This window comes from Streptomyces sp. NBRC 109706 (assembly GCF_000974485.1).
GTDB lineage: Bacteria > Actinomycetota > Actinomycetes > Streptomycetales > Streptomycetaceae > Streptomyces.
The window spans coordinates 710,095-732,135 of the sequence record NZ_BBOM01000006.1 but is presented as its reverse complement, the minus strand read 5'-3'; the positions used below and the strand labels follow the sequence as shown (position 1 = coordinate 732,135).

Annotated in this window: 21 protein-coding genes and 1 pseudogene; 5 read left to right on the top strand and 17 right to left on the bottom strand. The window is 72.4% G+C overall.

What is annotated here, in order from left to right; genetic code table 11:
* Positions 1 to 151 precede the first annotated feature (151 nt).
* The 3 genes from AOM46_RS13440 to AOM46_RS13430 form a co-directional block, all read right to left on the bottom strand.
* On the bottom strand, positions 152 to 1,678 hold the full coding sequence (locus tag AOM46_RS13440) for a methyltransferase (RefSeq protein WP_062210274.1): 1,527 nt from the start codon (positions 1,676 to 1,678) through the stop codon (positions 152 to 154).
* Between the two features lie 23 nt (positions 1,679 to 1,701).
* Positions 1,702 to 2,463, bottom strand: coding sequence for a hypothetical protein (locus tag AOM46_RS13435; protein ID WP_067226164.1), 762 nt, complete (start codon positions 2,461 to 2,463; stop codon positions 1,702 to 1,704).
* 187 nt (positions 2,464 to 2,650) lie between these two features.
* Positions 2,651 to 3,280, bottom strand: a complete 630-nt coding sequence (locus AOM46_RS13430) for an HAD-IA family hydrolase (RefSeq protein WP_062210271.1) — start codon at positions 3,278 to 3,280, stop codon at positions 2,651 to 2,653.
* A 117-nt stretch (positions 3,281 to 3,397) separates the two neighbouring features.
* Here AOM46_RS13430 and AOM46_RS13425 point away from each other — a divergent pair, with 117 nt between their 5' ends.
* Positions 3,398 to 3,937 (top strand): NUDIX hydrolase, encoded by a 540-nt coding sequence (locus AOM46_RS13425; RefSeq protein WP_062210268.1) that lies wholly within the window; start codon positions 3,398 to 3,400, stop codon positions 3,935 to 3,937.
* Positions 3,938 to 3,986: 49 nt separating this feature from the next.
* Here the strand turns inward: AOM46_RS13425 and AOM46_RS13420 are convergent, their stop codons facing one another.
* The 3 genes from AOM46_RS13420 to AOM46_RS13410 all read right to left on the bottom strand — a co-directional run bounded on the left by AOM46_RS13420 (position 3,987) and on the right by AOM46_RS13410 (position 8,439).
* Complete coding sequence (locus AOM46_RS13420) at positions 3,987 to 4,940, bottom strand: phosphorothioated DNA-binding restriction endonuclease (RefSeq protein WP_067226161.1); 954 nt, start codon at positions 4,938 to 4,940, stop codon at positions 3,987 to 3,989.
* Between the two features lie 68 nt (positions 4,941 to 5,008).
* Complete coding sequence (locus tag AOM46_RS13415; protein WP_062210262.1) at positions 5,009 to 7,429, bottom strand: sodium-translocating pyrophosphatase; 2,421 nt, start codon at positions 7,427 to 7,429, stop codon at positions 5,009 to 5,011.
* 224 nt (positions 7,430 to 7,653) lie between these two features.
* Positions 7,654 to 8,439 (bottom strand): helix-turn-helix domain-containing protein, encoded by a 786-nt coding sequence (locus AOM46_RS13410; RefSeq protein WP_062210258.1) that lies wholly within the window; start codon positions 8,437 to 8,439, stop codon positions 7,654 to 7,656.
* Positions 8,440 to 8,526: 87 nt separating this feature from the next.
* Between AOM46_RS13410 and AOM46_RS13405 the strand changes: the two genes are divergently transcribed.
* On the top strand, positions 8,527 to 9,000 hold the full coding sequence (locus AOM46_RS13405) for a nuclear transport factor 2 family protein (protein WP_078856771.1): 474 nt from the start codon (positions 8,527 to 8,529) through the stop codon (positions 8,998 to 9,000).
* Between the two features lie 68 nt (positions 9,001 to 9,068).
* On the opposite strand, the gene AOM46_RS13400 is transcribed toward AOM46_RS13405, so the two are convergent.
* Complete coding sequence (locus AOM46_RS13400; RefSeq protein ID WP_062210255.1) at positions 9,069 to 9,488, bottom strand: ATP-binding protein; 420 nt, start codon at positions 9,486 to 9,488, stop codon at positions 9,069 to 9,071.
* Between the two features lie 129 nt (positions 9,489 to 9,617).
* Positions 9,618 to 9,959 (bottom strand): STAS domain-containing protein, encoded by a 342-nt coding sequence (locus AOM46_RS13395; protein WP_052847650.1) that lies wholly within the window; start codon positions 9,957 to 9,959, stop codon positions 9,618 to 9,620.
* A 139-nt stretch (positions 9,960 to 10,098) separates the two neighbouring features.
* Between AOM46_RS13395 and AOM46_RS13390 the strand changes: the two genes are divergently transcribed.
* Positions 10,099 to 12,486 carry a DEAD/DEAH box helicase gene (locus AOM46_RS13390; RefSeq protein WP_078856770.1) on the top strand — a complete coding sequence of 796 codons (2,388 nt, stop codon included), beginning with the start codon at positions 10,099 to 10,101 and terminating at the stop codon, positions 12,484 to 12,486.
* Between the two features lie 117 nt (positions 12,487 to 12,603).
* On the opposite strand, the pseudogene AOM46_RS35335 reads toward AOM46_RS13390, so the two are convergent.
* From AOM46_RS35335 to ssd, 7 genes and pseudogenes are all read right to left on the bottom strand, one after another.
* Positions 12,604 to 12,876, bottom strand: a pseudogene (locus AOM46_RS35335) (Rv3654c family TadE-like protein); the annotation flags it as partial.
* A complete protein-coding gene (locus AOM46_RS35330) occupies positions 12,860 to 13,231 on the bottom strand; it encodes a TadE family type IV pilus minor pilin (RefSeq protein ID WP_062210253.1) in 372 nt (123 codons plus the stop codon). The gene AOM46_RS35330 and the pseudogene AOM46_RS35335, both read right to left, overlap by 17 nt.
* Positions 13,185 to 13,385, bottom strand: coding sequence for a DUF4244 domain-containing protein (locus AOM46_RS31970; RefSeq protein ID WP_078856769.1), 201 nt, complete (start codon positions 13,383 to 13,385; stop codon positions 13,185 to 13,187). The genes AOM46_RS35330 and AOM46_RS31970 overlap by 47 nt, the downstream gene beginning before the upstream one ends.
* A 121-nt stretch (positions 13,386 to 13,506) precedes the next feature.
* Positions 13,507 to 14,121 (bottom strand): type II secretion system F family protein, encoded by a 615-nt coding sequence (locus tag AOM46_RS13380; RefSeq protein ID WP_062210251.1) that lies wholly within the window; start codon positions 14,119 to 14,121, stop codon positions 13,507 to 13,509.
* Positions 14,118 to 14,963, bottom strand: a complete 846-nt coding sequence (locus AOM46_RS13375; protein WP_062210864.1) for a type II secretion system F family protein — start codon at positions 14,961 to 14,963, stop codon at positions 14,118 to 14,120. The genes AOM46_RS13380 and AOM46_RS13375 overlap by 4 nt, the downstream gene beginning before the upstream one ends.
* A gap of 8 nt (positions 14,964 to 14,971) precedes the next feature.
* Entirely contained in the window at positions 14,972 to 16,258 is a 1,287-nt protein-coding gene (locus AOM46_RS13370; protein ID WP_078856768.1) for a TadA family conjugal transfer-associated ATPase, read from the bottom strand.
* A complete protein-coding gene (gene ssd / locus AOM46_RS13365; RefSeq protein ID WP_062210248.1) occupies positions 16,255 to 17,334 on the bottom strand; it encodes a septum site-determining protein Ssd in 1,080 nt (359 codons plus the stop codon). The genes AOM46_RS13370 and ssd overlap by 4 nt, the downstream gene beginning before the upstream one ends.
* 485 nt (positions 17,335 to 17,819) lie before the next feature.
* Between ssd and AOM46_RS13360 the strand changes: the two genes are divergently transcribed.
* Entirely contained in the window at positions 17,820 to 18,671 is an 852-nt protein-coding gene (locus AOM46_RS13360; protein WP_062210246.1) for an HAD family phosphatase, read from the top strand.
* Positions 18,672 to 18,704: 33 nt separating this feature from the next.
* Here the strand turns inward: AOM46_RS13360 and AOM46_RS13355 are convergent, their stop codons facing one another.
* Entirely contained in the window at positions 18,705 to 19,595 is an 891-nt protein-coding gene (locus AOM46_RS13355) for an oxidoreductase (protein WP_234313762.1), read from the bottom strand.
* A gap of 106 nt (positions 19,596 to 19,701) precedes the next feature.
* Between AOM46_RS13355 and AOM46_RS13350 the strand changes: the two genes are divergently transcribed.
* Positions 19,702 to 20,685 carry an ATP-binding protein gene (locus AOM46_RS13350; RefSeq protein WP_062210243.1) on the top strand — a complete coding sequence of 328 codons (984 nt, stop codon included), beginning with the start codon at positions 19,702 to 19,704 and terminating at the stop codon, positions 20,683 to 20,685.
* Positions 20,686 to 20,706: 21 nt separating this feature from the next.
* Here the strand turns inward: AOM46_RS13350 and AOM46_RS13345 are convergent, their stop codons facing one another.
* Positions 20,707 to 21,924 (bottom strand): hypothetical protein, encoded by a 1,218-nt coding sequence (locus AOM46_RS13345; RefSeq protein WP_078856812.1) that lies wholly within the window; start codon positions 21,922 to 21,924, stop codon positions 20,707 to 20,709.
* Positions 21,925 to 22,041 lie beyond the last annotated feature (117 nt).

The window sequence follows — 22,041 nt, the reverse complement described above, 5'->3', positions numbered from 1 at the left end:
AGTGTGACGGTACATCCCTGCTGCGTGTCAAATGGGAAAACCCCGCAACGCATCTCGAACGGTAACCCGAGACCAGCCCCTCCCGCCGCCCGGTGACACCCGGCCTGTTGTCCGTACACCGCCATCGGGCCGATTCCCGACCCTCGGGCGATCAGCCGGAAGGAAGGAGAAAGCCCTGCTCAACGAGGGGGCGCAGCCATTGTGGGGCGGTCGCGCGGAGGCTGGCCGGATCCTCTTCGATCAGCTGCGCGATCGCGTCCAGGAGCGCGCCGGCGGCGAGGCTTCCGTCACAACTGCCGGCGAAACCCGCGCTGACGGTGTCCATCGCGGTGGCCCGCAACATGCCGTGCCGCTGACGCAGCACCACATGCTCGGGATGCTCGGCACCCGGCTGGCCCAGTTGCTCCTGGACCACCCCGTCCGCGAGGACATAACGGGCGGCCAGCAACGCCTCGTCGTCATGGTCGCGCAGGAAGTCCGCCCGCTCGAAATGGGCGCGGACGGTCTCCCCGAGCGGCTGCTCCACCGGGTGGGTCCACTCCTCGACCAGCACGGACGGACGCTCGGCGCCCGATTTGCGCAGCGCGATCCAGCCGAGGCCGACCGAGCGCACGGACCGTTCGGCGAACTCGTCGAGCCAGGCATGATAGGCGAGCTGATAGTCGGACGAATCCCCCCGGTGGGCGCCGGCGTCCCGCAGCCACAGCTCGGCGTACTCGTTGACGTCCTGTTCCTCGCGGCGCACGATCCAGGCGTCGCACTCGGGCGGCACCCAGGAGGCCAACCGCTCGCGCCAGTCCTCGTCCGCCAACTGCTCCCAGTTGGCGAGCAGTTGGAGGTACCCTCCGGGAGCCAGCCGGTTGGCCGCCGTGCGCACCAGGGTGCGGCAGAGCGCGTCTCCCGGCAGGCCGCCGTCCCGGTAGGTCAGGCCGGAGCCCGGGGTGGAGGGGGAAATCACAAAGGGCGGGTTGGAGACGATCAGATCATAGGGTTCGTCAGTCGCCACCGGCTCGAAGAGCGAACCACGCCGCAGATCGGCCGCCGGCGCGTCGGAGAGCGCCAGCGTGAGCTCCGCGATCCGCAGCGCGCGCGGGTTCACATCGGTCGCGGTGACCTGCTCCGCGTGCCGACCGAGATGCAGCGCCTGGACGCCGGACCCGGTGCCGAGATCGAGCGCCCGCCCGATCGGCTCCCGCACGGTGAGCTGCGCCAACGTGGTGGACGCGCCGCCGGCGCCGAGCACCACGTCGCGCGACTGCCCATGGGCACCGGCGCCGCCGCCGACCGCGCGCCCCGGATCGGAGACGATCCACCAGTCCTCGCCGGCGTCGCCCGCGTATGGCCGGATGTCCACGCTGGCCCGAAGGGTCTCGGCCACCGCGTCCTCGCCCGGCACCAGCCAGCCCTCCGCGACCGCCGACGCCACGGGCAGGGCGGCGCCCGCCTGTGCCGCCGGCACCGACCGCCCCAGCAGGAACAGCTGGATCAGCGTGGCCAACGGGCCGGCGTCCCCGAGCGTGACGCGGAGCGCGGGAACGGATTCGCCCCGCGCGAGCGCCGCGTACGCGGGGGCGCCCAGCAGGTCGAGCACGCCGTCGGAGGTGAAGGACGCCTTGCGCAGCGCCTCGCGCAGCCGAGCGGTGCCGGGGCCGGAAACGGGAAGACCTTGGATGCTCACCGGACCATTGTGATCAACGTCCGTCAACGGTCCGACTCGGGCTCCGCGCCGGTCTCGGTCCCCACGGCCTCATCGGCGTCCCCCTCCGACTCCCCCTCGCCGTCCTCGGCGGGCTCCTCCGCCGCTTCCTCCTCGGGCGCGGCGTCCTCCTCGGCTGAGGCGTCCCCGTCGGCGTTCCCCTCGGTGTTCTCCTCGGCGTTCCCCTCGGTGGGCGCGCCGTCGTCGTCGCCCTCGCCCGGCGACGAGGGGCTCTGGCAGCCGTCCTGACGGGCCATCGCCTCGCCCAGCTCGCCGGACTGCAGCTCGTTCAGCGCCTCGTCACCGCTCTGGCCCAACTCCTCAAGCTGGCCGGCGATATCCTGCAGGCCCTCGGCGAACTGCCCCTGGTCCGAGGTGTCCAGACCGTCCATCGTCTCCCGCAGCCCACCGTAGGCGTCCGAGATGCCGCGCAGTTCGGAGACGGCCTCCTCGCGCAGCCGCTCGCCGTCGTCCACCGGCGGGTCGCCGGCGCCGTCCACGGCGTCGGCGAGGGAGCCATAGGCGTCCGAGATGTTCCCGAACGCCTCGGAATCGGCCTCCTGAACCTCCTCGGGGGTCCGACTGCCGTCGCTGGCCTCCGCGATCGCCACATTCGCCTGCTGGATCTTCTCCACCTGGGGCTGTACCTGATCACAGACGCTCTGCGCCCACTCGTCGACCTTGTTGTTGTCGTCGCCGCCGCACGCGGCCAGCGTGAACACCAACGCCGCACAACCCGACAGTGCCACCGGGAGCTTCTTCTTCACGTTTCTCGTCCCTTCGTGCCGCTCGGGCGGGAACTTACACGTCGAACATCCCTCTTCCGAGTGACGGCCGGCAGCCATGTCCCGATGTGCAGCCATTTGCATCAGTCACCCGGCGGAGTGGATCGGGCGTCCCCGTGACGCTCGTCGGCACCGCAACTCGGGCCGTTGACAAGGCGATCCGGGCGGCTCAACGCGAGGTCACCGGGCGCAGCGCGGCGCGCAGATCGCCGATGCCCCGGTGGTGCACGGCGGTCATCCCCAACCGCTGAGCCGCCGTCACATGGCCGAGCGTGTCGTCGACGAAGAGGCAACGGTCCACGGCGACGCCCGCCCGCGCGGCGGCCACCAGGAAGATCCCGGGATCGGGCTTGGCCACTCCCTCGCGCGCCGAGTTGACCACGGCGTCCACCGCGCCGGTGAGCCCCAGGGCGGCCAGGTCGTCGTCGAGTCGGGTGGTGGCGTTGGTCACAAGGACCACCGGCACCTGCCGGCGGGCCCGCGTCAACAGGGCGAGCGCTTCACCGTCCACCGATCCGGGGGTGTCGGTCCACGCCGCGACCAGTGCGCGCGCCCGCTCGGACGACCCGCACGCCGGCGTGAGCTGGACGGCGACCGCCTCCCGCCACGCCTCGTCCGTGGTGACCCCGGTGACCGCGGGAACGAGCCGGTCGGCATGGAAGGCCGCCGCCGACAGAGCCCCGCTGGGCAGCCCGAACTCCGCGTCCAGGCCGGTCATCACGCCTGGGTCCCAGTGCCGCAGCACCCCGTCCAGATCGCAGAGCACGGCGTCAAAAGAACGCTCCGGCCGCTCTACCACGGTCCGTTTCTCCGTTCTCCCGGCAGCACCGTACGCGGATAAGTCCTATAGCCACATGGGTCCCTGGTGCAAGAAGATCGGGAAGCGGGTGGACCGGGAAGCGGGAGGGGCGGCACAGTGCGGTGGCGGATTCACGGTGAGCGGCAGATCTATGACGATCCCTGGCTCGACCTCTGGCTGGTGGATGTGGAGCAGCCCGACGGTCACCGTTACGAGCACCATGTGATCAAACTGCGGCATCTCGCGGTGACCGTGCTGCTCGACGAGGAGCGGCGGGTGCTGATGCTGTGGCGGCACCGCTTTGTCACGGACACCTGGGCCTGGGAACTGCCGATGGGCCTGATCGAGGACGGCGAGACGCCCGAGGAGGCCGCCGCGCGGGAGGCCGAGGAGGAGACCGGCTGGCGGCCCAAGAGCCTGCGCCCACTGGTCTATGCCGAGCCGGCCAACGGCATCACCGACGCCGAGCACCATGTCTTCCTGGCCGAACGGTCCGTCTGGACCGGCCCGCCCACCGAGGTGAACGAGGCGGAGCGGCTTGAGTGGGTGCCGCTGTCCGAGGTCCGCGAGATGATCAGACGCCGCGAGATCGTCAGCGGCGCCACGCTGGTCGGCCTGCTGGCGCTGCTCGTCGACCAGCCCCCGCCGGGAAGCTGAACGGTCGGGGCGGCTGAACGGGCGACGGAACGGTCGGGCGGCGGACCGGTCAGCCGACGGGTTCGCCGCTGGTGACCTCCAGGTCCTTCTCGGCGCTCTTGAAGACCTGCGCGCTGTGCCAGGCGACAAACGCCCGCCCGGGCCCCGGCTGCCCCGGCACCGGCTCGGCCAACGGGCGCCCGTCCAGCTCGTAGGTGGCCCGGCCGGCGGCCGAACGCGCGACATAGAGCCCGGAGACCCGGACCCGCCCCTCGGCCGTCAACCCCAGCGCGCCCAGGTCGAACAGGGTGTGGTGCAGGGCGCACAGCGCCAGCCCGTTGGTCAACAGATCGGGCCCCTGCTGGCTGTGCCAACGGATATGGGCGGCCTCAAGCCCGACCGGACGCCTGCCGAGCGCCCCGTCGAACCCGCACATGGCGCAGGCGTAGGCGTACGCCCGCAGCACCACCTCGGCGAACCCGGAATGCCGGGCGCGCCGCCCGCCCCCGGCCGCGACCAGCCTGGCCGCCTCCACCTCCAGCTCGGTGAGGTCCAACCCCACGGCCGCGCCGATCAGTTCCTCAATGGACGGGGTGAAGTGCGACTCCAGCAGCAGCCGCACCGCGGCCGCCAGCGCGCCCGGCTCGGCCAGCGCCAGCTCCACCTCGGGGCGCAGCCGTCCCCTGGCGCCACGGGCCCGCAGCACCGATCCGCGCTCGGGCGTGTCGGAGTCCAACGGCCGGCCGCGGTCGTCGCGCAGCTCCCAGAGGGTCCGTTCCAGATGGACGAACGGCATCGCGGCGCGCTGCCTGGCCTGGCTCGGGGAACGCACGACCGGCCCGAAGTCGTTGATCAGCGCGGACACCGGCTCCTCGGCCTCGGCATAGCTGACCTCGGTGTTGCCGTCGGCGGCGAAGCGGCCGAGCAGCCAGAGCACCAGCAGCGGCTTGTGCGGCGCGCGCCGGCCGGCGACGCGCGCCCGGCGCAATCCGGCGAGCTGGGCGAGGAGTTGGTCACGGGTCACGTCGTCCAGACTGCCAGAGCCGGCGCGCTCGGCGCCCGCCTCTCGGGGGCGGGCGCCGAGCGGCCGGATCAGCCCGTGGTTGGCCGATTCTCCACCCTCCCGGGCGCGCCACCGTCCGCCCCTCCGCCGTCATCGGCACCGGCACCGGGGGCTTCGCCGGCCTCGCTCTCGGAGTCGTCCACCGCGATGCCACGCCGCCTGGAGACCTGGACCGCGACGACGATCACCGCCACCGCCACGCCGGCGATCAGCCCGCGCGCCCAGGAACTCGCGTCATCGCCATAGCTGAGCGTGATCACGGCGGGCGCGATCAGCAGCGCCACCAGGTTCATCACCTTGAGCAGCGGGTTGATCGCCGGCCCGGCGGTGTCCTTGAACGGGTCGCCGATGGTGTCGCCGATCACCGTCGCCTCATGCGCCTCGCTGCCCTTGCCGCCGTGATGACCGTCCTCGACCAGCTTCTTGGCGTTGTCCCAGGCGCCACCGGAGTTGGCCAGGAACACCGCCATCAGGATGCCGGTGCCGATCGCGCCGGCCAGATAGGCGCCCAGCGGGCCGACGCCCATGCTGAAGCCGACCGCGATGGGCGCCATCACGGCAAGCAACCCCGGGGTCGCCAACTCGCGGAGCGAGTCCCTGGTGCAGATGTCCACGACCTTTCCGTACTCGGGTTGCTCGGTGTGGTCCATGATCCCCGGGTGCTCCCGGAACTGCCGCCGCACCTCGTAGACCACCGAACCCGCCGACCGGGAGACCGCGTTGACGGCCAGCCCGGAGAAGAGGAAGACCACGGCCGCGCCCATGATCAGCCCGACCAGGTTGTTGGGCTGGCTGATGTCCAGGCTCAGGGCCGTCTCCGCCGACCTCTGCTCCAACGTCAGCCCGGCGTCCCTGATCGCCTCGGCGACCGCGTCCCGGTAGGAGCCGAAGAGCGCCGCCGCCGCCAGCACCGCGGTGGCGATCGCGATGCCCTTGGTGACCGCCTTGGTGGTGTTGCCCACCGCGTCCAGATCGGTGAGCACCTGGGCGCCCTCGCCCTCCACATCGCCCGACATCTCGGCGATGCCCTGGGCGTTGTCGGCGACCGGGCCGAACGTGTCCATCGCCACGATCACGCCCACCGTGGTGAGCAGCCCGGTGCCGGCGAGCGCGACCGCGAAGAGCGCCAACATAATGGTGCCACCGGCCAGTGTGAACGCGGCGTAAACGCTGAGGCCGACCAACAGCGCGGTGTAGACGGCGGATTCGAGGCCCAGCGAGAACCCGGCCAGCACCACCGTCGCCGGGCCGGTCCTGGACGTCTTGCCGATATCCCGCACCGGACGCCGGCCGGGTTCGGTGAAGTAGCCGGTGAGCTGCTGGATCAGCGCGGCCAGCACGATCCCGATGGCGACCGCCGTCAGCGCGAACAGCCTCGGATCGGCGTCGTGTGCCGCGATCTCGGCGTCGGTGATGCCGTCCAGATCGGCGAAGCTGGCGGGGAGGTAGAGATAGGTCGCTATCGCCACCAGCACCAGGGAGATGCCCGCCGACAGGAAGAAGCCCCGGTTGATGGCGGTCATGCTGGTGCGGTCGGAGCGGCGCGGGGCGACCAGGAAGATCCCGGCCATCGCGGTGAGCACGCCGATCGCCGGGACGAGCAGCGGGTAGGCCAGGCCGGCGTCGCCGAAGGCCACGGTGCCCAGGATCAGGGCGGCGACCAGGGTGACCGCGTAGGACTCGAAGAGGTCGGCGGCCATGCCGGCGCAGTCGCCCACATTGTCACCGACGTTGTCGGCGATGGTGGCGGCGTTGCGCGGATCGTCCTCGGGGATGCCCTTCTCCACCTTGCCGACCAGGTCGGCGCCCACATCGGCGGCCTTGGTGAAGATGCCGCCGCCGACCCTCATGAACATCGCGATCAGCGCGGCGCCCAGGCCGAAACCCTCCAACACCTTGGGCGCGTCGGCCGTGTACACCAGCACCACACAGGCGGCACCCAGCAGTCCAAGGCCGACCGTGCACATTCCGACGACGCCACCGGTGCGAAACGCGATGCGCATCGCCTGGTGCCGCACCGAAATAAGATCCTTTTCGCCGGCCTCACGTGCAGCAGCCGCCACACGGACATTGCTCCGCACCGCCAACCACATTCCGAGATAACCGGTGCCGGCGGAGAATGCCGCGCCGACCACGAAGAACAGTGATCGGCCGATGCGTTCGTTCCAGTCGTCGGCCGGGAGAAGCAACAGCAGAAACACCACGACGACCGCGAACCCCGCGAGTGTGCGGAGTTGTCGGGCGAGATAGGCGTTGGCACCCTCCTGAACCGCGGCGGCGATCCGCCGCATGTTGTCCGTGCCCTCCTGCGCGGCGAGCACCTGCCGCACCAGCACGACCGCCAGGCCCAGCGCGGCCAGGGCGACCACCGCAATCAGCAGGACGAGGACGCGGTTTCCACTGGTGAGTTCGACGGCGTCAGCTGCCTGCATGACATGGGGATGTGCCATTCGTCCTCCTTGACGCTCAGGCGTGATCCGGAAAACAGACAGACGTGGCGGGAGTGTAGAGAGAGAAACCGAACCGGCACAGAGGAGGAGACGAAAAGATCGGCCGGTTCGGGGAAGATCGATAAAGATCGATAAACGGGCGAGAATTACGGGCCCGGCGGGGAAGATCGAAAAGGAAGATCCAAAAGGCGGGCCGCCGGCGAGATCGGAGGCGAATCTCCTGATCAGCGCGCCGGGGATCCGCCCGCCGGCTCGGCGAAGTAGGCGGCGGTCTCGTCGTCCGCCGGGTAGTACGACTCGACGGCGACCTCGTCCAGCGTGATGTCCAGCGGCGTGCCGAACGTGGTGATCGTCGAGAACAGTCGCAGTTCCCGCCCGTCGAAACGGAAGATCATCGGGATCACGACATCGGACGCGCCACGCCGCGCGGCCGCCTCGCCCGGTTCGTCCCCCAGCAGCTCCTCGTACAGCGCGGTGAGGCGGGCGTCGGGAGCGACGGCGAGCTGACGCGCGATCCGGGTGCGGAACACGGCGCGCACCTCGGCCAGATTGACGATATGCGGGGCGAACCCGCGTGGATCGAGCCCGAGACGCGCGAAGTTGACGGGCGGTCGCAGCAGTTCGGGAGCGACCCGGGCGAAGAACGGCCGCACGGCGCGATTGGTCATCACGATGTCCCACCGGCGGTCGAAGACCACCGCCGGGTACGGCTCATGCGCGCTGATCACCCGGCCGAGTGCCTCCCTGGCCGCCGACAGCGCCTCGCCGTCGAGCGACCGCTCGGCGTACCGGGGCGCGAAACCGGCGGCGAGCAACAGCCGATTGCGGTCTCGCAACGGGACATCGAGCTGATCCGCGAGCCGGAGGACCATCTCGGCGCTGGGGTTGGACCTGCCGGTCTCCACCAGGCTCACATGACGGGCCGACACATCGGCGGCGATCGCGAGATCGAGCTGACTCAGTCGCCGACGGTGCCGCCACTGCCGCAACAGCTCCCCCACGGTGTTCACGATCGTCCAGGCTACTCACGGTGGCGCCGGACGCCATGAAACCGGAGTTCATCGACATCCCCCGCACCCGGCGGAAACACTCCGTCCATGAGCACACAGAACCCGAGCACGGGGAACTTGAGCACGGAGAACCTGAGCGGGGAGAACCTGAGCGGGGAGAACGCGCCTCCGCCGAGCAGCCGCCCGTCGAACAAGAGCATCGTGGAACGGACGCTGGTGGATCTGGTCAGGGCGGGCGATGCCGGCGCGCTCGAAGCGCTGCTGCACAAGGATTTCATCCACCACAGGCCCGGGTTGACCTCGTCGACCAAGGCGGAATGGCTCGCCGCCGTCCGCGCGGTGCCGATGACCGAGCTGCTGGTCGAGATCCACCAGCTGCTGGGCGACGGGGATCATGTGGTGATGCACTCCCGCCGCCGGCTTCCCGACGCGGGCCCCGGCATCGCGGGGGTCGACATCTGGCGGTTCGACAACGGGCTGATCGTCGAGGGCTGGGAGATCATCGAGCCGGTGACCGGTGCCGCCGAGAACATGCTGTGGTGGAAACCAACCGAACACTGACCCCGGCGTGTCGCCTCGGGCGAGGCACGCCGGGGAGGAGCGGTACCAGCGGTCGGGGAGTCAGGGGGTCAGGGGAAAGACGTCGTGACGGTCGGCCAGCTCATCCGGATCAGACCGCCGTTGGCGGCGGAAAGGACCTCGACATCGTCCACCAGGCCGCTGATCACGGCCAGCCCCAGCTCGTCGGAATCCTCGGCGGCCTCGCTGGCCGACGACTCCCGGGGAGCCGGAATCGCGCTGGGCGCGTCGTCGCCCACCTCGATGGAGAACGTCTTCTCCCCCTCGGTGAGAACCACCCTCACCGGACTGGTCAGGCCATGAATGGCGTGCAGGCCCACCGCGCGACTGCACGCCTCGCCCACGGCGAGGCGCAACTCGTCCAACACGGACTCGTCGACCCCGGCCCGCCTGGCGACCGCGGCGGCGACGAGCCGCGCGGTGCGCACATGCTCCGGGGACGCGCTGAAGCGTAGTTCCACGGTGGCCATGCCATCCCCCTCGGTGGATGCGGACAGACCGCCCCGGCCTTCGTACGACGGCTGAACAGCCCGTCGCGGCCGGGGCGGCTCGCTGGCAGATCTTTCTCGGACTTCTGGTCGGCGACCTCGCGACACGTCTCAGTCAGTGGCGGCGATCGCCTCATCCACCGACTCATGGATCGGGAAGACCTTGGTGAGGCCCGTGATCCGGAAGATCTTGAGAATGCGTTCCTGATTGCACACCAGGCGCAGCGAGCCCTCCTGGGCCCGTACTCGCTTCAGGCCACCAACCAGCACGCCGAGCCCCGTGGAGTCCAAGAAGTCAACGCGCTCCATGTCCACCACGAGGTGGTGGTTGCCGTCGTTGACCAGCTCCACCAGCTGTTCGCGCAGTTTGGGCGCGGTGTATACGTCGATCTCGCCACCGACCTCGACAACCGTACGGTCGCCAACGGTTCGGGTCGAAAGGGACAGGTCCACGGATCGTCCTCCAGCACCTTGCTAACGAGCGGTCGCCCCCCATGGATCGGCAGCCGCCAGGGCATTCAACCACTTACCTCATGCCCAGCACGACGTCTTACAGCCATTGTCCGTCGGACCAGTGACAGACTCGTTCCTCATGCCCCACTACCAGCCATCCCCGAACGCCGCCGAGGCGGACGGCCGCAGTCGGTCCCCGCTCGCGGTGTTGGCACGGCTGAGCGGGCCCGGGAACCGGGCGCTCCGCATCACTCATACGGAGCAGCTGCCCGGCCGAGTCGAGTCCCATGCGGACTGGCCGGATGACATCCGCCACGAGGTGTTGGCCGCCCTGCGCGCCATCGGCATCGAGCGCCCTTGGGCCCATCAGGCCGAGGCCATCGGGCACGCGGTGCGCGGCGAGTCGGTGGTGGTGTCCACCGGAACCGCCTCGGGCAAGTCGCTGACCTACCAGGTGCCGGTGCTCAGCGCGCTGCTCGACGGGCAGCGGGCGCCCAACCGGCGGGGCGCGACCGCGCTCTACCTGGCACCGACCAAGGCCCTGGCCGCCGACCAGTGGCGCGCGATACGCGGCCTGTCGCGCCCACTGGGCGCGGCGGTGCGACCGGCCGTGTACGACGGGGACACCCCGCCCGAGGCGCGCGCCTGGGCCAGGGAGCACGCGAACCTGCTGCTGACCAATCCGGACATGCTGCATCGTGGGTTGCTGCCGGCCCACCGGCGCTGGTCCTCCTTCGTGCGCGCGCTGCGCTATGTGGTGATCGACGAGTGCCATGTCTATCGCGGGGTGTTCGGCTCGCATGTGGCTCAGGTGTTGCGCCGGCTGCGCCGGGTCTGCGCGCTCTACGGCGCCGAACCCGTCTTCCTGCTCGCCTCGGCGACCACGGCCGAACCGGGCACGGCCGCCACCCGGCTCACCGGGCTGCCCGTCGCCGAGGTGACCGAGGACACCTCCCCGCGTGGCGAGCTGGTGTTCGCGCTGTGGGAGCCGCCGCTGACGGAGAGCCGTGGCGAGCGGGGCGCCCCGGTGCGGCGGACCGCGACGGCCGAGGCGGCCGAGCTGCTGACCGACCTCGCCGGCGAGGCGGTGCGGACCGTCGCCTTCGTGCGCTCCCGCCGTGGCGCCGAACTGATCGCGCTGATCGCGCAGGAGCGGCTGGCGGCCAGGGACCGCGCGCTGGCCGGGCGGGTCGCGGCCTACCGGGGCGGCTATCTGCCGGAGGAGCGGCGGGAGCTGGAGCGGGCCCTGCACCAGGGGGAGTTGCTCGGCCTGGCCGCGACCACCGCCCTGGAGCTGGGCGTGGACATCGCGGGGCTCGACGCCGTGCTGCTGGCCGGCTATCCGGGCACCAGGGCCTCGCTCTGGCAGCAGGCCGGGCGCGCCGGCCGGCGGGGACAGGGCGCGTTGGCCGTGCTGATCGCCCGTGACGACCCGTTGGACACCTATCTGGTGCACCATCCCGAGGCGCTGTTCCGGCAGCCGGTGGAGAGCACCGTGCTGGACCCGGGCAACCCGTATGTGCTGGCTCCCCACCTGTGCGCCGCCGCCGCCGAGACCCCACTGACCGAGGCGGACTTCGCCGCTGACGCGGCGATGTTCGACCCCATGGCCGCCGAACTGCTGCCCAAGCTCGCCGAGCGGTCCCTGCTGCGCCGGCGGGGCGACTCCTGGTACTGGACGCGGCGGGAGCGGCCGGCCGATCTGGTGGACATCAGGGGGCAGGGCGGCGACCCCGTGCGGGTGGTGGAGTCCGGCACCGGCCGGCTGTTGGGCACGGTGGACTCGGCCGCCGCGCACACGGCCGTGCACCGGGGGGCGGTCCATCTGCACCAGGGGCGCAGCTATGTCGTCCAGGAGCTGGACCTGACCGACTCCGTGGCCCTGGTCGAGGAGTCCAGCCCGCCCTGGTCCACCTCGGCGCGCGAGGTCACCGAGCTGACCGTGCTGGAGACGGATGTCACCCGCCCCTGGGGCGAGGCCCGGCTGTGTTTCGGATCCGTCGAGGTGACCAGCCAGGTGGTGTCCTTTCTGCGGCGTCGGCTGCTCACCGGCGAGGTGTTGGGCGAGACACGGCTGGACCTGCCGCCCAGGACGCTGCGCACCCGCGCGGTGTGGTGGACCATGCCGGAGGACCAGCTCACGGAGGCCGGGATCACCCCGGAGATCCTGCCCGGTGCCCTGCACGCGGCGGAGCACGCGGCGATCGGCATGCTGCCGCTGTTCGCCACCTGCGACCGCTGGGACATCGGCGGTGTGTCCACCGCGCTGCACCCCGACACCGCGCTGCCCACGGTGTTCGTGCACGACGGGCATCCGGGCGGCGCCGGCTTCGCCGAGCGGGCGTTCCACACCGCCGGGCGGTGGTTGGCCGCCACCAGGGACGCGATCGCCGCCTGCGAGTGCGAGACCGGGTGTCCCTCCTGCATCCAGTCGCCGAAGTGCGGGAACGGGAACGAACCGCTCCACAAGGCCGGCGCGCTGCGGGTGTTGACCCGGCTGCTGCGGGGCGAGCCGGACCTGCCCTAGCGGTGTCGACGCCCCGGTGGCCCGGCCCGGGGCCGCCGGATCGGGGACGCCGGCGGGGGCGGCTCGCGCCCGGACCCGGGCCGTGCGGAGCCCGGCCTCGGCCTCGACCGTGAGATCCGCGACCTCGGCCACCAGATGACAACGCACCAGCCTGGCGCCCTGCGCCCGGGCGACCCGCCCGGCGGCGCCGCAGGCCAGGACCGGACCGCCGGTGGAGTGGTCGGCGGCGGCCAGCGCCGCCAGATCGGCTGCCGTCGCGGCTCGGTGTCGTGCCGTCAGCGCCTGTTGGAGAGTCAGCACGGCGCCGAAGAGCAGGCACATCAGCACGGAGATCACCGCCGCCCAGACCGTGGAGCTACCGCGATCGGCGGGCTCAGCGCGGCTCCGCACGGGCCACCGCCTCCCCCACCACGTCGAACCCCAGCAGCTCGGCGCCGAGGGCCGGCGCGGTGACCGACACCCGGTGGAGATCTCCCTCCTGGGCCGTTTGCACCCGCGCCCCGCTGGGCGCCGCGCGTCGGGCGACCTCCAGCACCACCTCGGCCGGCTCGCCCCTGGCGGCGGCCCTTGCCGCCGCCCGGGCGCCGTCCTGGCACCGGTACTGCGCGGCGACCACGCCCAACGCGCCCAGCAGGGCCGCGAGGAGCAGCACCAGCACCGGGATGGCCAGCGCCGTCTCGACCGTGACATAGCCGCGATCACTGCGGCGCGACGAGCGCCCGCTCGACCAGGTGGCGCAGGGCATCACTCACCACCTCCGAGTTGGCGATCTTGTACAGCCCGGCGGCGAACATCGCGGCGGCGATGGTGCCGATGGCGTACTCGGCGGTGCTCATCCCCAGGTCCCGAAGCCGGGGTTGCGCAAGGCTCCTGAGGGTGTGCGACGAGGCGTTCTTCATGGCTGTTCCTGTTCGCTGGTGACGCGTCGGTGGGGGGTCGGGTGTTGTGACGGGTGAGGGGTGACGGGTGACGGCGGGGCGCGGCGCGCGGGCTTGCCGCACGGGGGTGGGTGCGCATCGGTCAGATCAGCTCCCGGGCCAGGCCGAGCACCACCGGGGCCAGCCCGATGAGCAGGAAGGCCGGCAGAAAGCAGAGCCCCAGCGGGGCGGTGACCAGGACCCCGGCGCGCCGGGCCCGCGACTGGGCCAGCCGGCGGAGCCCGGCTCGGGCATCGGCGGCCTCGGCCGCCACCGCCCCGACCACGGGAGCGCCGCTGACATCCGCCAACTCCAGCCGCCTCGCGAGCCTGCCGGCGCCGGGAAGCTCACCCAATCTGGCCCAGACCACGGCCGGTTCGCCGCCGAGCCGCAGCTCCGCGGCCGCACGGCTGAGCGCGGCCCCGACCGGACCTTCGATCGAGGCCCCCACCGCCCGCGCCGCGACGGCCGGCTCGGCGCCGGCGGCCAGGCAGGCGGCAAGCAGCTCGGTGGCGAGAGGAAGCGCGCCATCGGGCGGTTCGCGCCCGCCGGCGCCGGCCCAGCCGGGCCGCCAGCGGCGCGCGGCCACCGGCCGACCACACAGGGCCGCCAGCCGGTCGCGCAGCCGCAGGCGCCACCTCACCTCGCTGATCGCCACCGGCATGGCCAGCGCCAGCAACCCGAGGGTGAGCCAGCCACGCGCCAACTCGGCGGTCATCGCGCGGCCCGTTCCGCCGACCGGACGATGGCGCCGACCCACGCCACGCCGGCCCACTCCAGCAGCGCGCCCGCGCCGAGGCAGGCGAATCCGAGCGGCGTGCCCAACAGCACCTGAAGCGGCGCCACTCCCATGGACGCCCCCAACAGCAGGCCGAACAGCGGCAGCGCGGCCAGCACCAGAGCCGAGGCCCGTGGGCCGGCCAACTGGGCGCGCAGCTCCTCCTCCTGATCGCGCTCGGCGCGGAGGGCCGCGGCCACCCGCTCAAGCCCGGCGGCAAGCGAGGCGCCGCCCTCCACGGCGACCTCCCAGCAGGCCGCGACACCGCCAAGGCCCTCGGCGCCCGGCTGACGCGCGGCCGACCGCAGGGCCGCCGGCACATCGCCGCCATACCGCGCCGCGGCGAACAGCGCGCCCGCCGCCGTGCCCAACTCGGCCGGCCCGGAGGCGATCAGGGCCTGGCCGGCGGGCCGGCCGGCCCGCACCTCCCCGGCGAGCACGGCGCAGAAGTCCACCACCGCGTCCCGCCGCCGTTCGGCCTCCTGCAGGGCGCGTCGGCGTCGCCACCAGCGCAGCGCCAGCGGGGTCGCCAGCACGGCGGCGAGGAGCGGCAGCGGCGACCGGCCGCCGAGGGCCAACAGCGCACCTGCCGCGACGCAGCAGCCCAGCACACCCCAGGTGTCCGACTCCGGCCACCGCGGGCGGCGGCGCCAGCGGCGCGGCGGGGGCGGGGCCGGCTCGCGCAGCGCGGCGCGCAGCCGGGCCGCGCCCGCCCGGTGGTTGGCCCCCGTCAGCAGCCAGGCCCCTGCGCCCGCGCACAACGCCGTGCTGAACTGGGCCATCTGCCCGATCACAGCGGCTCGCCCCCGCCGCGCGCGCAGAGGCCGGACAGCCTCTCCCAACCGGCTTCCCTGACCAGGCTCCCGGCCTCCCAGCGGGCGGCGGGCACCGTATGCACCAGGCCGTCGCCGCCCTGCCGCAGCAGGTGGATCTCGGCGAGGCCACGGCGGCCCGAGGAGTGGTCCCTGACGAGGTGGAAGACCACGGACAGCGCCGCCGCCAGCTGACTGTGCAGGGCCGCTCTGGGCAGCCCTGCGGCGCTCCCAAGGGCCTCAAGGCGGGCCGGCACATCAGCGGCGGCGTTGGCGTGCAACGTGCATCCGCCGTCGTGCCCGGTGTTGAGGGCGCTGAGCAGCTCCGTCACCTCGGCCCCGCGCACCTCGCCCACCACCAGCCGGTCGGGCCGCATGCGCAGCGCCTGGCGCACCAGATCTCGCAGGGTGACCAGGCCGGCGCCCTCCTGGTTGGCCGGGCGGGTCTCCAGCCTGACGACATGCGGGTGGTTGGGCCGCAGCTCGGCGGAGTCCTCGACCAGCACCACCCGCTCCCGGCCCGGGACCAGGCCGAGGAGGGAGGCCAGCAGGGTGCTCTTGCCGGAGCCGGTGCCGCCCGTGACGAGGAAGGAGAGCCGGGCCGCCAGCACGGCACGCAGCACCCGCTCACCGCCGGGCGGCAGCGTGCCCTGCCGGGTCAACTCCGCGAGAGTGAACGGGCGGTGGCGGACCACGCGCAGCGACAGGCAGGGCATGCCGACGGCCACCGGCGGCAGCACCGCGTGCATCCGGGTGCCGTCGGGCAGCCTCGCGTCCACCCAGGGCCTGGCATCGTCCAACCGCCGGCCGGCCGTGGCGGCCAGCCGCTGCGCGAGGCGGCGGATGGCCGCCGCGTCGGGAAACCGGACGGGCGCCCGCTCCAGCCCACGCCCCCGGTCGAGCCATACCTCGTCGGGGCCGTTGACCAGCACATCGGTGACCTCGGGAGCGGCGAGCAGCGGCTGGAGCGGACCGGCGCCGACCAGCTCGCAGCGCAGCGCCCGCACCACGGAGAGCACCGCGCTGTCGCCCAGGAGCCGCCCGTCGGCGCGGAGCGCGGCCGCCACCCGGCCCGGCGTCGGCTCGGCGCCCTCCTCGGCCAGCCGGAGCCGCACCGCGTCCAACAGCTCGGGCAGATCCGGCGGTTCGGGCAGCGCCAGCGAGGCACGCGGCGGGGGCGGGCCGGTCGGCGGCGGATGCTCGGCGCCGCCGGACAGCTCGGCCGGGTGCCCGACCGCCTCGGCGAAGATGTCGGAGCCGGTCATGCGCCGACCCCCGCGGTGGGCAGAACGCGGTCGAGCAGACCGGCGCAGAAGGTGGCGAGCACACCCTGGGGGTTGGCTCCCGGCGGCTCCCCCATCTCGGCGGCCGTGGACAGCCCCCGCTCGTCCGGCACCTCACCGGCCAGCGGGAGACTCAGCAACTTGGCCAGCTCTGCGCCCGGCAGTCCGTCGGCCGCGCGCCTCCTGGCCACCAGCCGGAGATCCCGCACCAGCGCCCCCGCGGCGCCCACCACGCGGCGCCCGGCCGCCATCGCCCGGAGCTCGCCGGGGACCACGAGCAGTCCGAGATCCAGCCGGGTCAGTGCCTCGGCGGCACTCTCGTCCACGGCGCGGGGCAGATCGAGGACCAGCACGCCACCGCCCCTGCGCGCCGAGGACAGCACCGACCGCATCGCCTCGACCGGCACCCGGACGCCGCTTCGCCGATCCCAGCTGAGCACGTGGACGCCGTGCAGCGTGGGCAGCGCCTCGTCGAGCGCGGCCCCGGAGAGGCGGCCTCTGGCGGAGACGAAGGCGGGCCATCGGGAGCCGGGCGTCCGCTCCCCGCCGAACAGGACGTCCAGACCGCCGCCCAGGGGATCGGCGTCCACCAGCACGCTGCGATGCCCCTGGCGGGCCGCCGTGACCGCGAGCGCACAGGCCAACGAGGAGGCGCCGGCGCCCCCTCGGCCGCCCAACACCCCGATTGTGAGCGCCGGTTGGCCCGGGCGCTCGACGGCGTCGGCGATGCGCTCGCCCAGCCGTGACTCGTCGTCGGGCAGCCGCAGCACCTGTTCGACGCCGATCTCCACGCCTCTGGCCCAGACGGTGTGGTCGCCCAGATCCGTGCCGACCAGCAGCACCCCCTCGCGCCTGGAGGGCCATCGGGCTCCCCGGGGATGGGCGCGGACGCGATCCTCCCCGATCAGCACCAGCGGCGCCCGCAGCCACTGGGCGACGGACGGCGCCGGGCCGTGCACCACCTCGGCCTCAGCGCCGGCGGCGGCGCACAGACGCAGCAGATCGTCGAGGACTCTCTCGTCCTCGGTGAGGATCAGAATGGAATCGGAATCGGCCATGACCAAGCCCCTTCGCGTCGGGCGCCCGGACCGTTGCCGAGCGCGCCTGGACAACACGCCCCCACGGTGACGCGATCCGGGCAGTCATGGGGATCCCGGCTCAAATCTGTGGATAACCAGGCCACTGTGGAAAAGTCCGTCACCCGCACGAAGGACATCGGGCGTGCGCCGAGAGCAAACCAACACGGAGAGTTACCATGTGGGGGATGCCCGCCGGAGGAGATTCACCTGGGCATGCCACACGGCGGCGGAGCGGAGAGGAGCCGTTCATTGTCGATCCAGCAGCCGACACAAGGCCCTGACCCGCGGAAATGCATCCGGACAGGCGACGACCCCCGCCGGGGGGGAGAGCGGGGGTCGTCTTCCACGGCCGACTCGGGGGGGGAGGAGCCGGGCCGGGTTAGCACGGTCGCGAACGATCCGTGACTTCCATGGTGTACCCGAGAGCCCTCTCAGGCAAACCCACGCGCCCCAGGGTACGCCGAATGGCGGGCCCTTATGCTCGGGGCGTGGATAACCTGCCGCAGCCCCGCACCGCCGCGTTCTTCGATCTCGACAAGACCGTCATCGCGAAGTCGAGCGCGGTCACCTTCAGCAGGTCCTTCTACCAGGGCGGGCTGATCAACCGACGTGCCGTACTCCGCACCGCCTACGCCCAGTTCCTCTATCTGCTGGGCGGGGCCGACCACGAGCAGACGGAGCGGATGCGCGAGTATCTGTCAGCGCTCTGTCGCGGCTGGAACGTGCAACAGGTCAGGGAGATCGTGGCCGAGGCGCTGCACCAGGTCATCGATCCGATCATCTACGACGAGGCGGCCTCGCTGATCGAGCGGCACCACGCGGCCGGCCGGGATGTGGTGATCGTCAGCACGTCCGGGTCCGAGGTGGTGGAGCCCATCGGCGAACTGCTGGGCGCCGACCGGGTGGTGGCGACGCGGATGGTCGAGGCGGACGGCTGCTACACGGGCGAGGTCGAGTACTACGCCTACGGCCCCACCAAGGCGGAGGCGATCGCCGAGCTGGCCGCGTCCGAGGGCTACGACCTGGAACGTTGCTACGCCTACAGCGACTCGGTCACCGATCTGCCGATGCTTCAGTCGGTCGGGCATCCGCACGCGGTCAATCCCGACCGGGCGCTGCGCAAGGAAGCGGCGAGCCGGGAGTGGCCGGTGCTGACGTTCGAGCGACCGGTGCGGCTGCGCCAGCGGGTTCCGTCCCTCGGCATGCCCTCCCGGCCGGCGCTGGTGGCGACGGCCGCGGTGGCGGCGGCCACCGCCGGTGGGTTGGTGTGGTGGTATGCCAACCGTCGCAGGGGCGCCGCCCGGGCCCTCGTCTGATCCGGCCGGCGGCCCCGCGCGGACACCATGGCGTCAGGCCGCGCCGCGCTGCAGCGCCTCGCAGACCGCCGTCGACTCCCGCGCGCCCAGCTCCACCGCACGGGCGCAGTGCGCGATCCAGCCGGCGACCCCGGCCGGGGTGCCGGCGAGATAGCCGCCCAGCGCGTCCAGATAGGTGTCGCGCCCCTGTTCCGCGTGCCCCAGCTCGGCCGGGGTCACCGCCTTGGGATCCAGTCCGCCCCCCACCAGCACCACCCGCGCCGCGGCCCTGGCGACCAGCCCGTTGTGGGTGACGAACGGGCGCAGCGCCAGGAGTTCGCCCTGCACGATGGCGGCAAGCACCAGGGCGGGCGCCGAGGAGCCGGCGACCACCAGACGGCTCAGGGCCTCCAGCCGGGCCGCGACCTCCTCGGCCTCCGGGGCCGTCGGCAGCTCGGCGAGCGCCGGCTCCGCGACGGCCTCCCCGGCCACCCGGGGGCGGCCGACCGAGTCCGGCGTCGCCCGCGGCGCCGGTTCGGCGGCGGCCACCAGATGGAGACGGGCGAGCACCCGCAGCGGGGACGACCGCCAGATCGACAGCGACTCCCCCGCCTCGGCGGTCAGCCGCAGCGCGGCCCCGACCGTTCGCGCGTCGTCCGTCGCGCCGAAGTCGCTTCGGCGCCGCACCTCCTCCAGCGGCCAGTCCGCGCCGGCCAGCGCGGCGGAGGCGCGGGCGCCGCGCAGCGCGGCCTCGGCCGACACCTCGGGGCTGCGGCGGCGCATCACACGGTGGCCGTAGATGGCGTCCACCGCTTCCCGGACGCCGGCCACGGCCGCGGGCACGCCGGGCAGTTCGGCCAGCGCGGCCAGGGGATCGGCCGACGGGGCGGCGGGCGGAGAGGCGGGCTCGGCGGTCTGGGAATCGGAGGTGGGTCCGGGGCTCATAGCACCGAAGCCTAGGCCGAGTCCAGCGATCATCGTCGACTCGTTCGAGTGGACTTCTTCACTCCGTGCGTCGGGGCACCCCTCGGCCACCACTACGCTAATGAACATGAAGATCGCTTTCGTAGGCAAGGGAGGCAGCGGCAAGACCACGCTGTCCTCGCTGTTCGTCCGGTATCTGGCCGCGCGACGCGTCCCGGTGACCGCAGTGGACGCCGATATCAACCAGCATCTCGGGGTGGCGCTCGGCCTGACCGACGAGGAGGCCGCGGCCCTTCCCCCGCTCGGCGCCCGACTCCCGCTGATCAAGGACTATCTGCGCGGTGACAACCCCCGCATCCAGTCGGCGGAGACCATGATCAAGACGACCCCGCCGGGGGCCGGCTCGCGGCTGCTGCGGCTTGCCGAGGAGAATCCGGTGTTCGCCGCGTGCGCCAGGACCGTGCCCCTGGACGACGGCGCCGCGCGACTGCTGGCCACCGGCCCGTTCACGGCCGACGACCTCGGCGTCGCCTGCTACCACTCCAAGACCGGCGCGGTCGAGCTGTGCCTCAACCACCTGGTGGACGGGCGCGACGAGTATCTGGTGGTGGACATGACGGCCGGCAGCGATTCGTTCGCCTCCGGGCTCTTCACCCGGTTCGACATGACCTTCCTGGTCGCCGAGCCCACCCGCAAGGGGGTCTCCGTCTACCGGCAGTACCGCGACTACGCCCGGGACTACGGGGTGGCGCTGCGGGTCATCGGGAACAAGGTGCAGGGTCCTGACGATCTCGCGTTCCTGCGGAGCGAGATCGGGGACGACCTGCTCGTCACGCTGGGGCACTCGGACTGGGTCAGGGCGTTGGAGCGCGGGGTGCGGCGCCCGTTCGCCGAGCTGGGGGAGGCCAGCGAGTCGGCGCTCGACGCCATGTACCGCGCGGCGGACGCCAGTTATCCGGACCGGGACTGGGAGCGCTACACCCAACAGATGGTGCACTTCCATCTGAAGAACGCGGCGAGCTGGGGCAACGACCGAACCGGGGCCGACCTGGCGGCGCAGGTGGACCCCGGTTTCGTGTTGTCGGAGGCGAACAGCCCGCAGCCGGCCTGATCCCATCGGCCGGCTCGGGGGTCAGTCGGCCAGGAAGGTCTCCCAGCCGCCGGGCGGGGCCTCCCCCACACCCAGGCCGCGCAGTCGTTCCAGCACCTCGGGATCCTGGGCGTCCAGCCAGTCGACCAGCTGCCGGAAGGACACGCACTCCACGCCCTCGCGTGGGCACAGCTCGGTGATCACATCCGCCACCGCGTCCATATAGATGCCGCCGTTCCACTGGTTGAAGTGGTTGCCGATGATCAGCGGCGCGCGGTTGCCGTCGTTGGCGCGGTCGAAGGCGGCGATCAGCCCGTCGTGCATCTGGGCCTGCCAGGTGGGCCACATGGCGGGGTCGCCGCTCTCGGGGCCGGACTGGTTGACCATGAAGTTGTAGTCCATGGAGAGGGTCTCGAAGCTCCGCCCCGGCATCGGGACGGACTGCAGCGAGATGTCCCAGACCCCGTTCCGCTGCTGGGGCCAGACCTGGAGGGAATTGCCGCTGGAGTCGTAGCGGAAGCCCATCTCGGCGGCGGCCGGCAGCAGGTTCTCCTGGCCTTCCAGGCAGGGCGCGCGACCGCCGACCAGCTCCTCGTCGTAGTCGAACGGCAGTGGGTCGGCGTCCGTCAACCCCGTGGTGCTGCGCCAGTTCTGCACCATCCACTTGGCCTGTTCGATCTCGCTGCGCCAGTCGTCGACCGACCAGCTGGCCACGCCCGTCGGTCCGCAGAAGTGGCCGTTGAAGTGGGTGCCGATCTCGTTGCCCTCCTGCCAGGCGAGCCGCAGCTGGTCGAGGGTGTCGGCGATGTGTTCGTCGGAGAGATAGCCGATGTCGGAGGCGCCGGGCACATGGCCGGGCGGCTCGTAGCGCAGGCGCTCGCTCTCCGGCAGCAGATAGATACCCGAGAGGAAGAACGTCATGTCGGCGTCGTACTCCTCACCGATATCGCGGAATCGGGAGAAGAGCTCGTTTCCGTCCTCGCCGGCGCCGTCCCAGGAGAAAACCACGAACTGTGGCGGCTCCTCACCCGGTGCCAGCGGCTCGGGCGGCGGCGGCTGGCCGGGCTGGGGGCCGGTCAGCGCGGTGGAGCCGTCGCCGATGAGTTGGGGCGCGGCTCCGGCATCGTCCCCGTCGGGGTCCGGGCCCGGGTCGCCACCCCCGTCCGGACCGGGTTCCTGCTGGTCGCCGCCCCTGTCCCGGCCCGGGTCCGACCCGTTCTCGGCGGAGCAGCTCGCCACCCCCAGGGCCAGCGCGCCCATCGCCACCAGGGTCGCCGTCAGTCTTGTCGTATGTGAGGCCACCTTGCGTCCTCCCGTTGATCACGCAGCGGTTTGTCCGGTTCGCGATGCATCGCCGCAAACTCTTCCTCTCATCCT

Excerpts from the sequence above, each read along its gene's own strand:
- AOM46_RS13355 (WP_234313762.1), bottom strand. The coding sequence starts at position 19,595 with ATGAGCCCCGGACCCACCTCCGATTCCCAGACCGCCGAGCCCGCCTCT.
- AOM46_RS13370 (WP_078856768.1), bottom strand. The coding sequence starts at position 16,258 with ATGACCGGCTCCGACATCTTCGCCGAGGCGGTCGGGCACCCGGCCGAG.
- AOM46_RS35330 (WP_062210253.1), bottom strand. The coding sequence starts at position 13,231 with ATGCCCTGCGCCACCTGGTCGAGCGGGCGCTCGTCGCGCCGCAGTGAT.
- AOM46_RS13415 (WP_062210262.1), bottom strand. The coding sequence starts at position 7,429 with ATGGCACATCCCCATGTCATGCAGGCAGCTGACGCCGTCGAACTCACC.
- AOM46_RS13345 (WP_078856812.1), bottom strand. The coding sequence starts at position 21,924 with ATGGGCGCGCTGGCCCTGGGGGTGGCGAGCTGCTCCGCCGAGAACGGG.
- AOM46_RS13390 (WP_078856770.1), top strand. The coding sequence starts at position 10,099 with ATGCCCCACTACCAGCCATCCCCGAACGCCGCCGAGGCGGACGGCCGC.
- AOM46_RS31970 (WP_078856769.1), bottom strand. The coding sequence starts at position 13,385 with ATGAAGAACGCCTCGTCGCACACCCTCAGGAGCCTTGCGCAACCCCGG.
- AOM46_RS13375 (WP_062210864.1), bottom strand. The coding sequence starts at position 14,963 with ATGGCCCAGTTCAGCACGGCGTTGTGCGCGGGCGCAGGGGCCTGGCTG.
- AOM46_RS13400 (WP_062210255.1), bottom strand. The coding sequence starts at position 9,488 with ATGGCCACCGTGGAACTACGCTTCAGCGCGTCCCCGGAGCATGTGCGC.
- AOM46_RS13380 (WP_062210251.1), bottom strand. The coding sequence starts at position 14,121 with ATGACCGCCGAGTTGGCGCGTGGCTGGCTCACCCTCGGGTTGCTGGCG.
- ssd (WP_062210248.1), bottom strand. The coding sequence starts at position 17,334 with ATGGCCGATTCCGATTCCATTCTGATCCTCACCGAGGACGAGAGAGTC.
- AOM46_RS13405 (WP_078856771.1), top strand. The coding sequence starts at position 8,527 with ATGAGCACACAGAACCCGAGCACGGGGAACTTGAGCACGGAGAACCTG.
- AOM46_RS13350 (WP_062210243.1), top strand. The coding sequence starts at position 19,702 with ATGAAGATCGCTTTCGTAGGCAAGGGAGGCAGCGGCAAGACCACGCTG.
- AOM46_RS13360 (WP_062210246.1), top strand. The coding sequence starts at position 17,820 with ATGGCGGGCCCTTATGCTCGGGGCGTGGATAACCTGCCGCAGCCCCGC.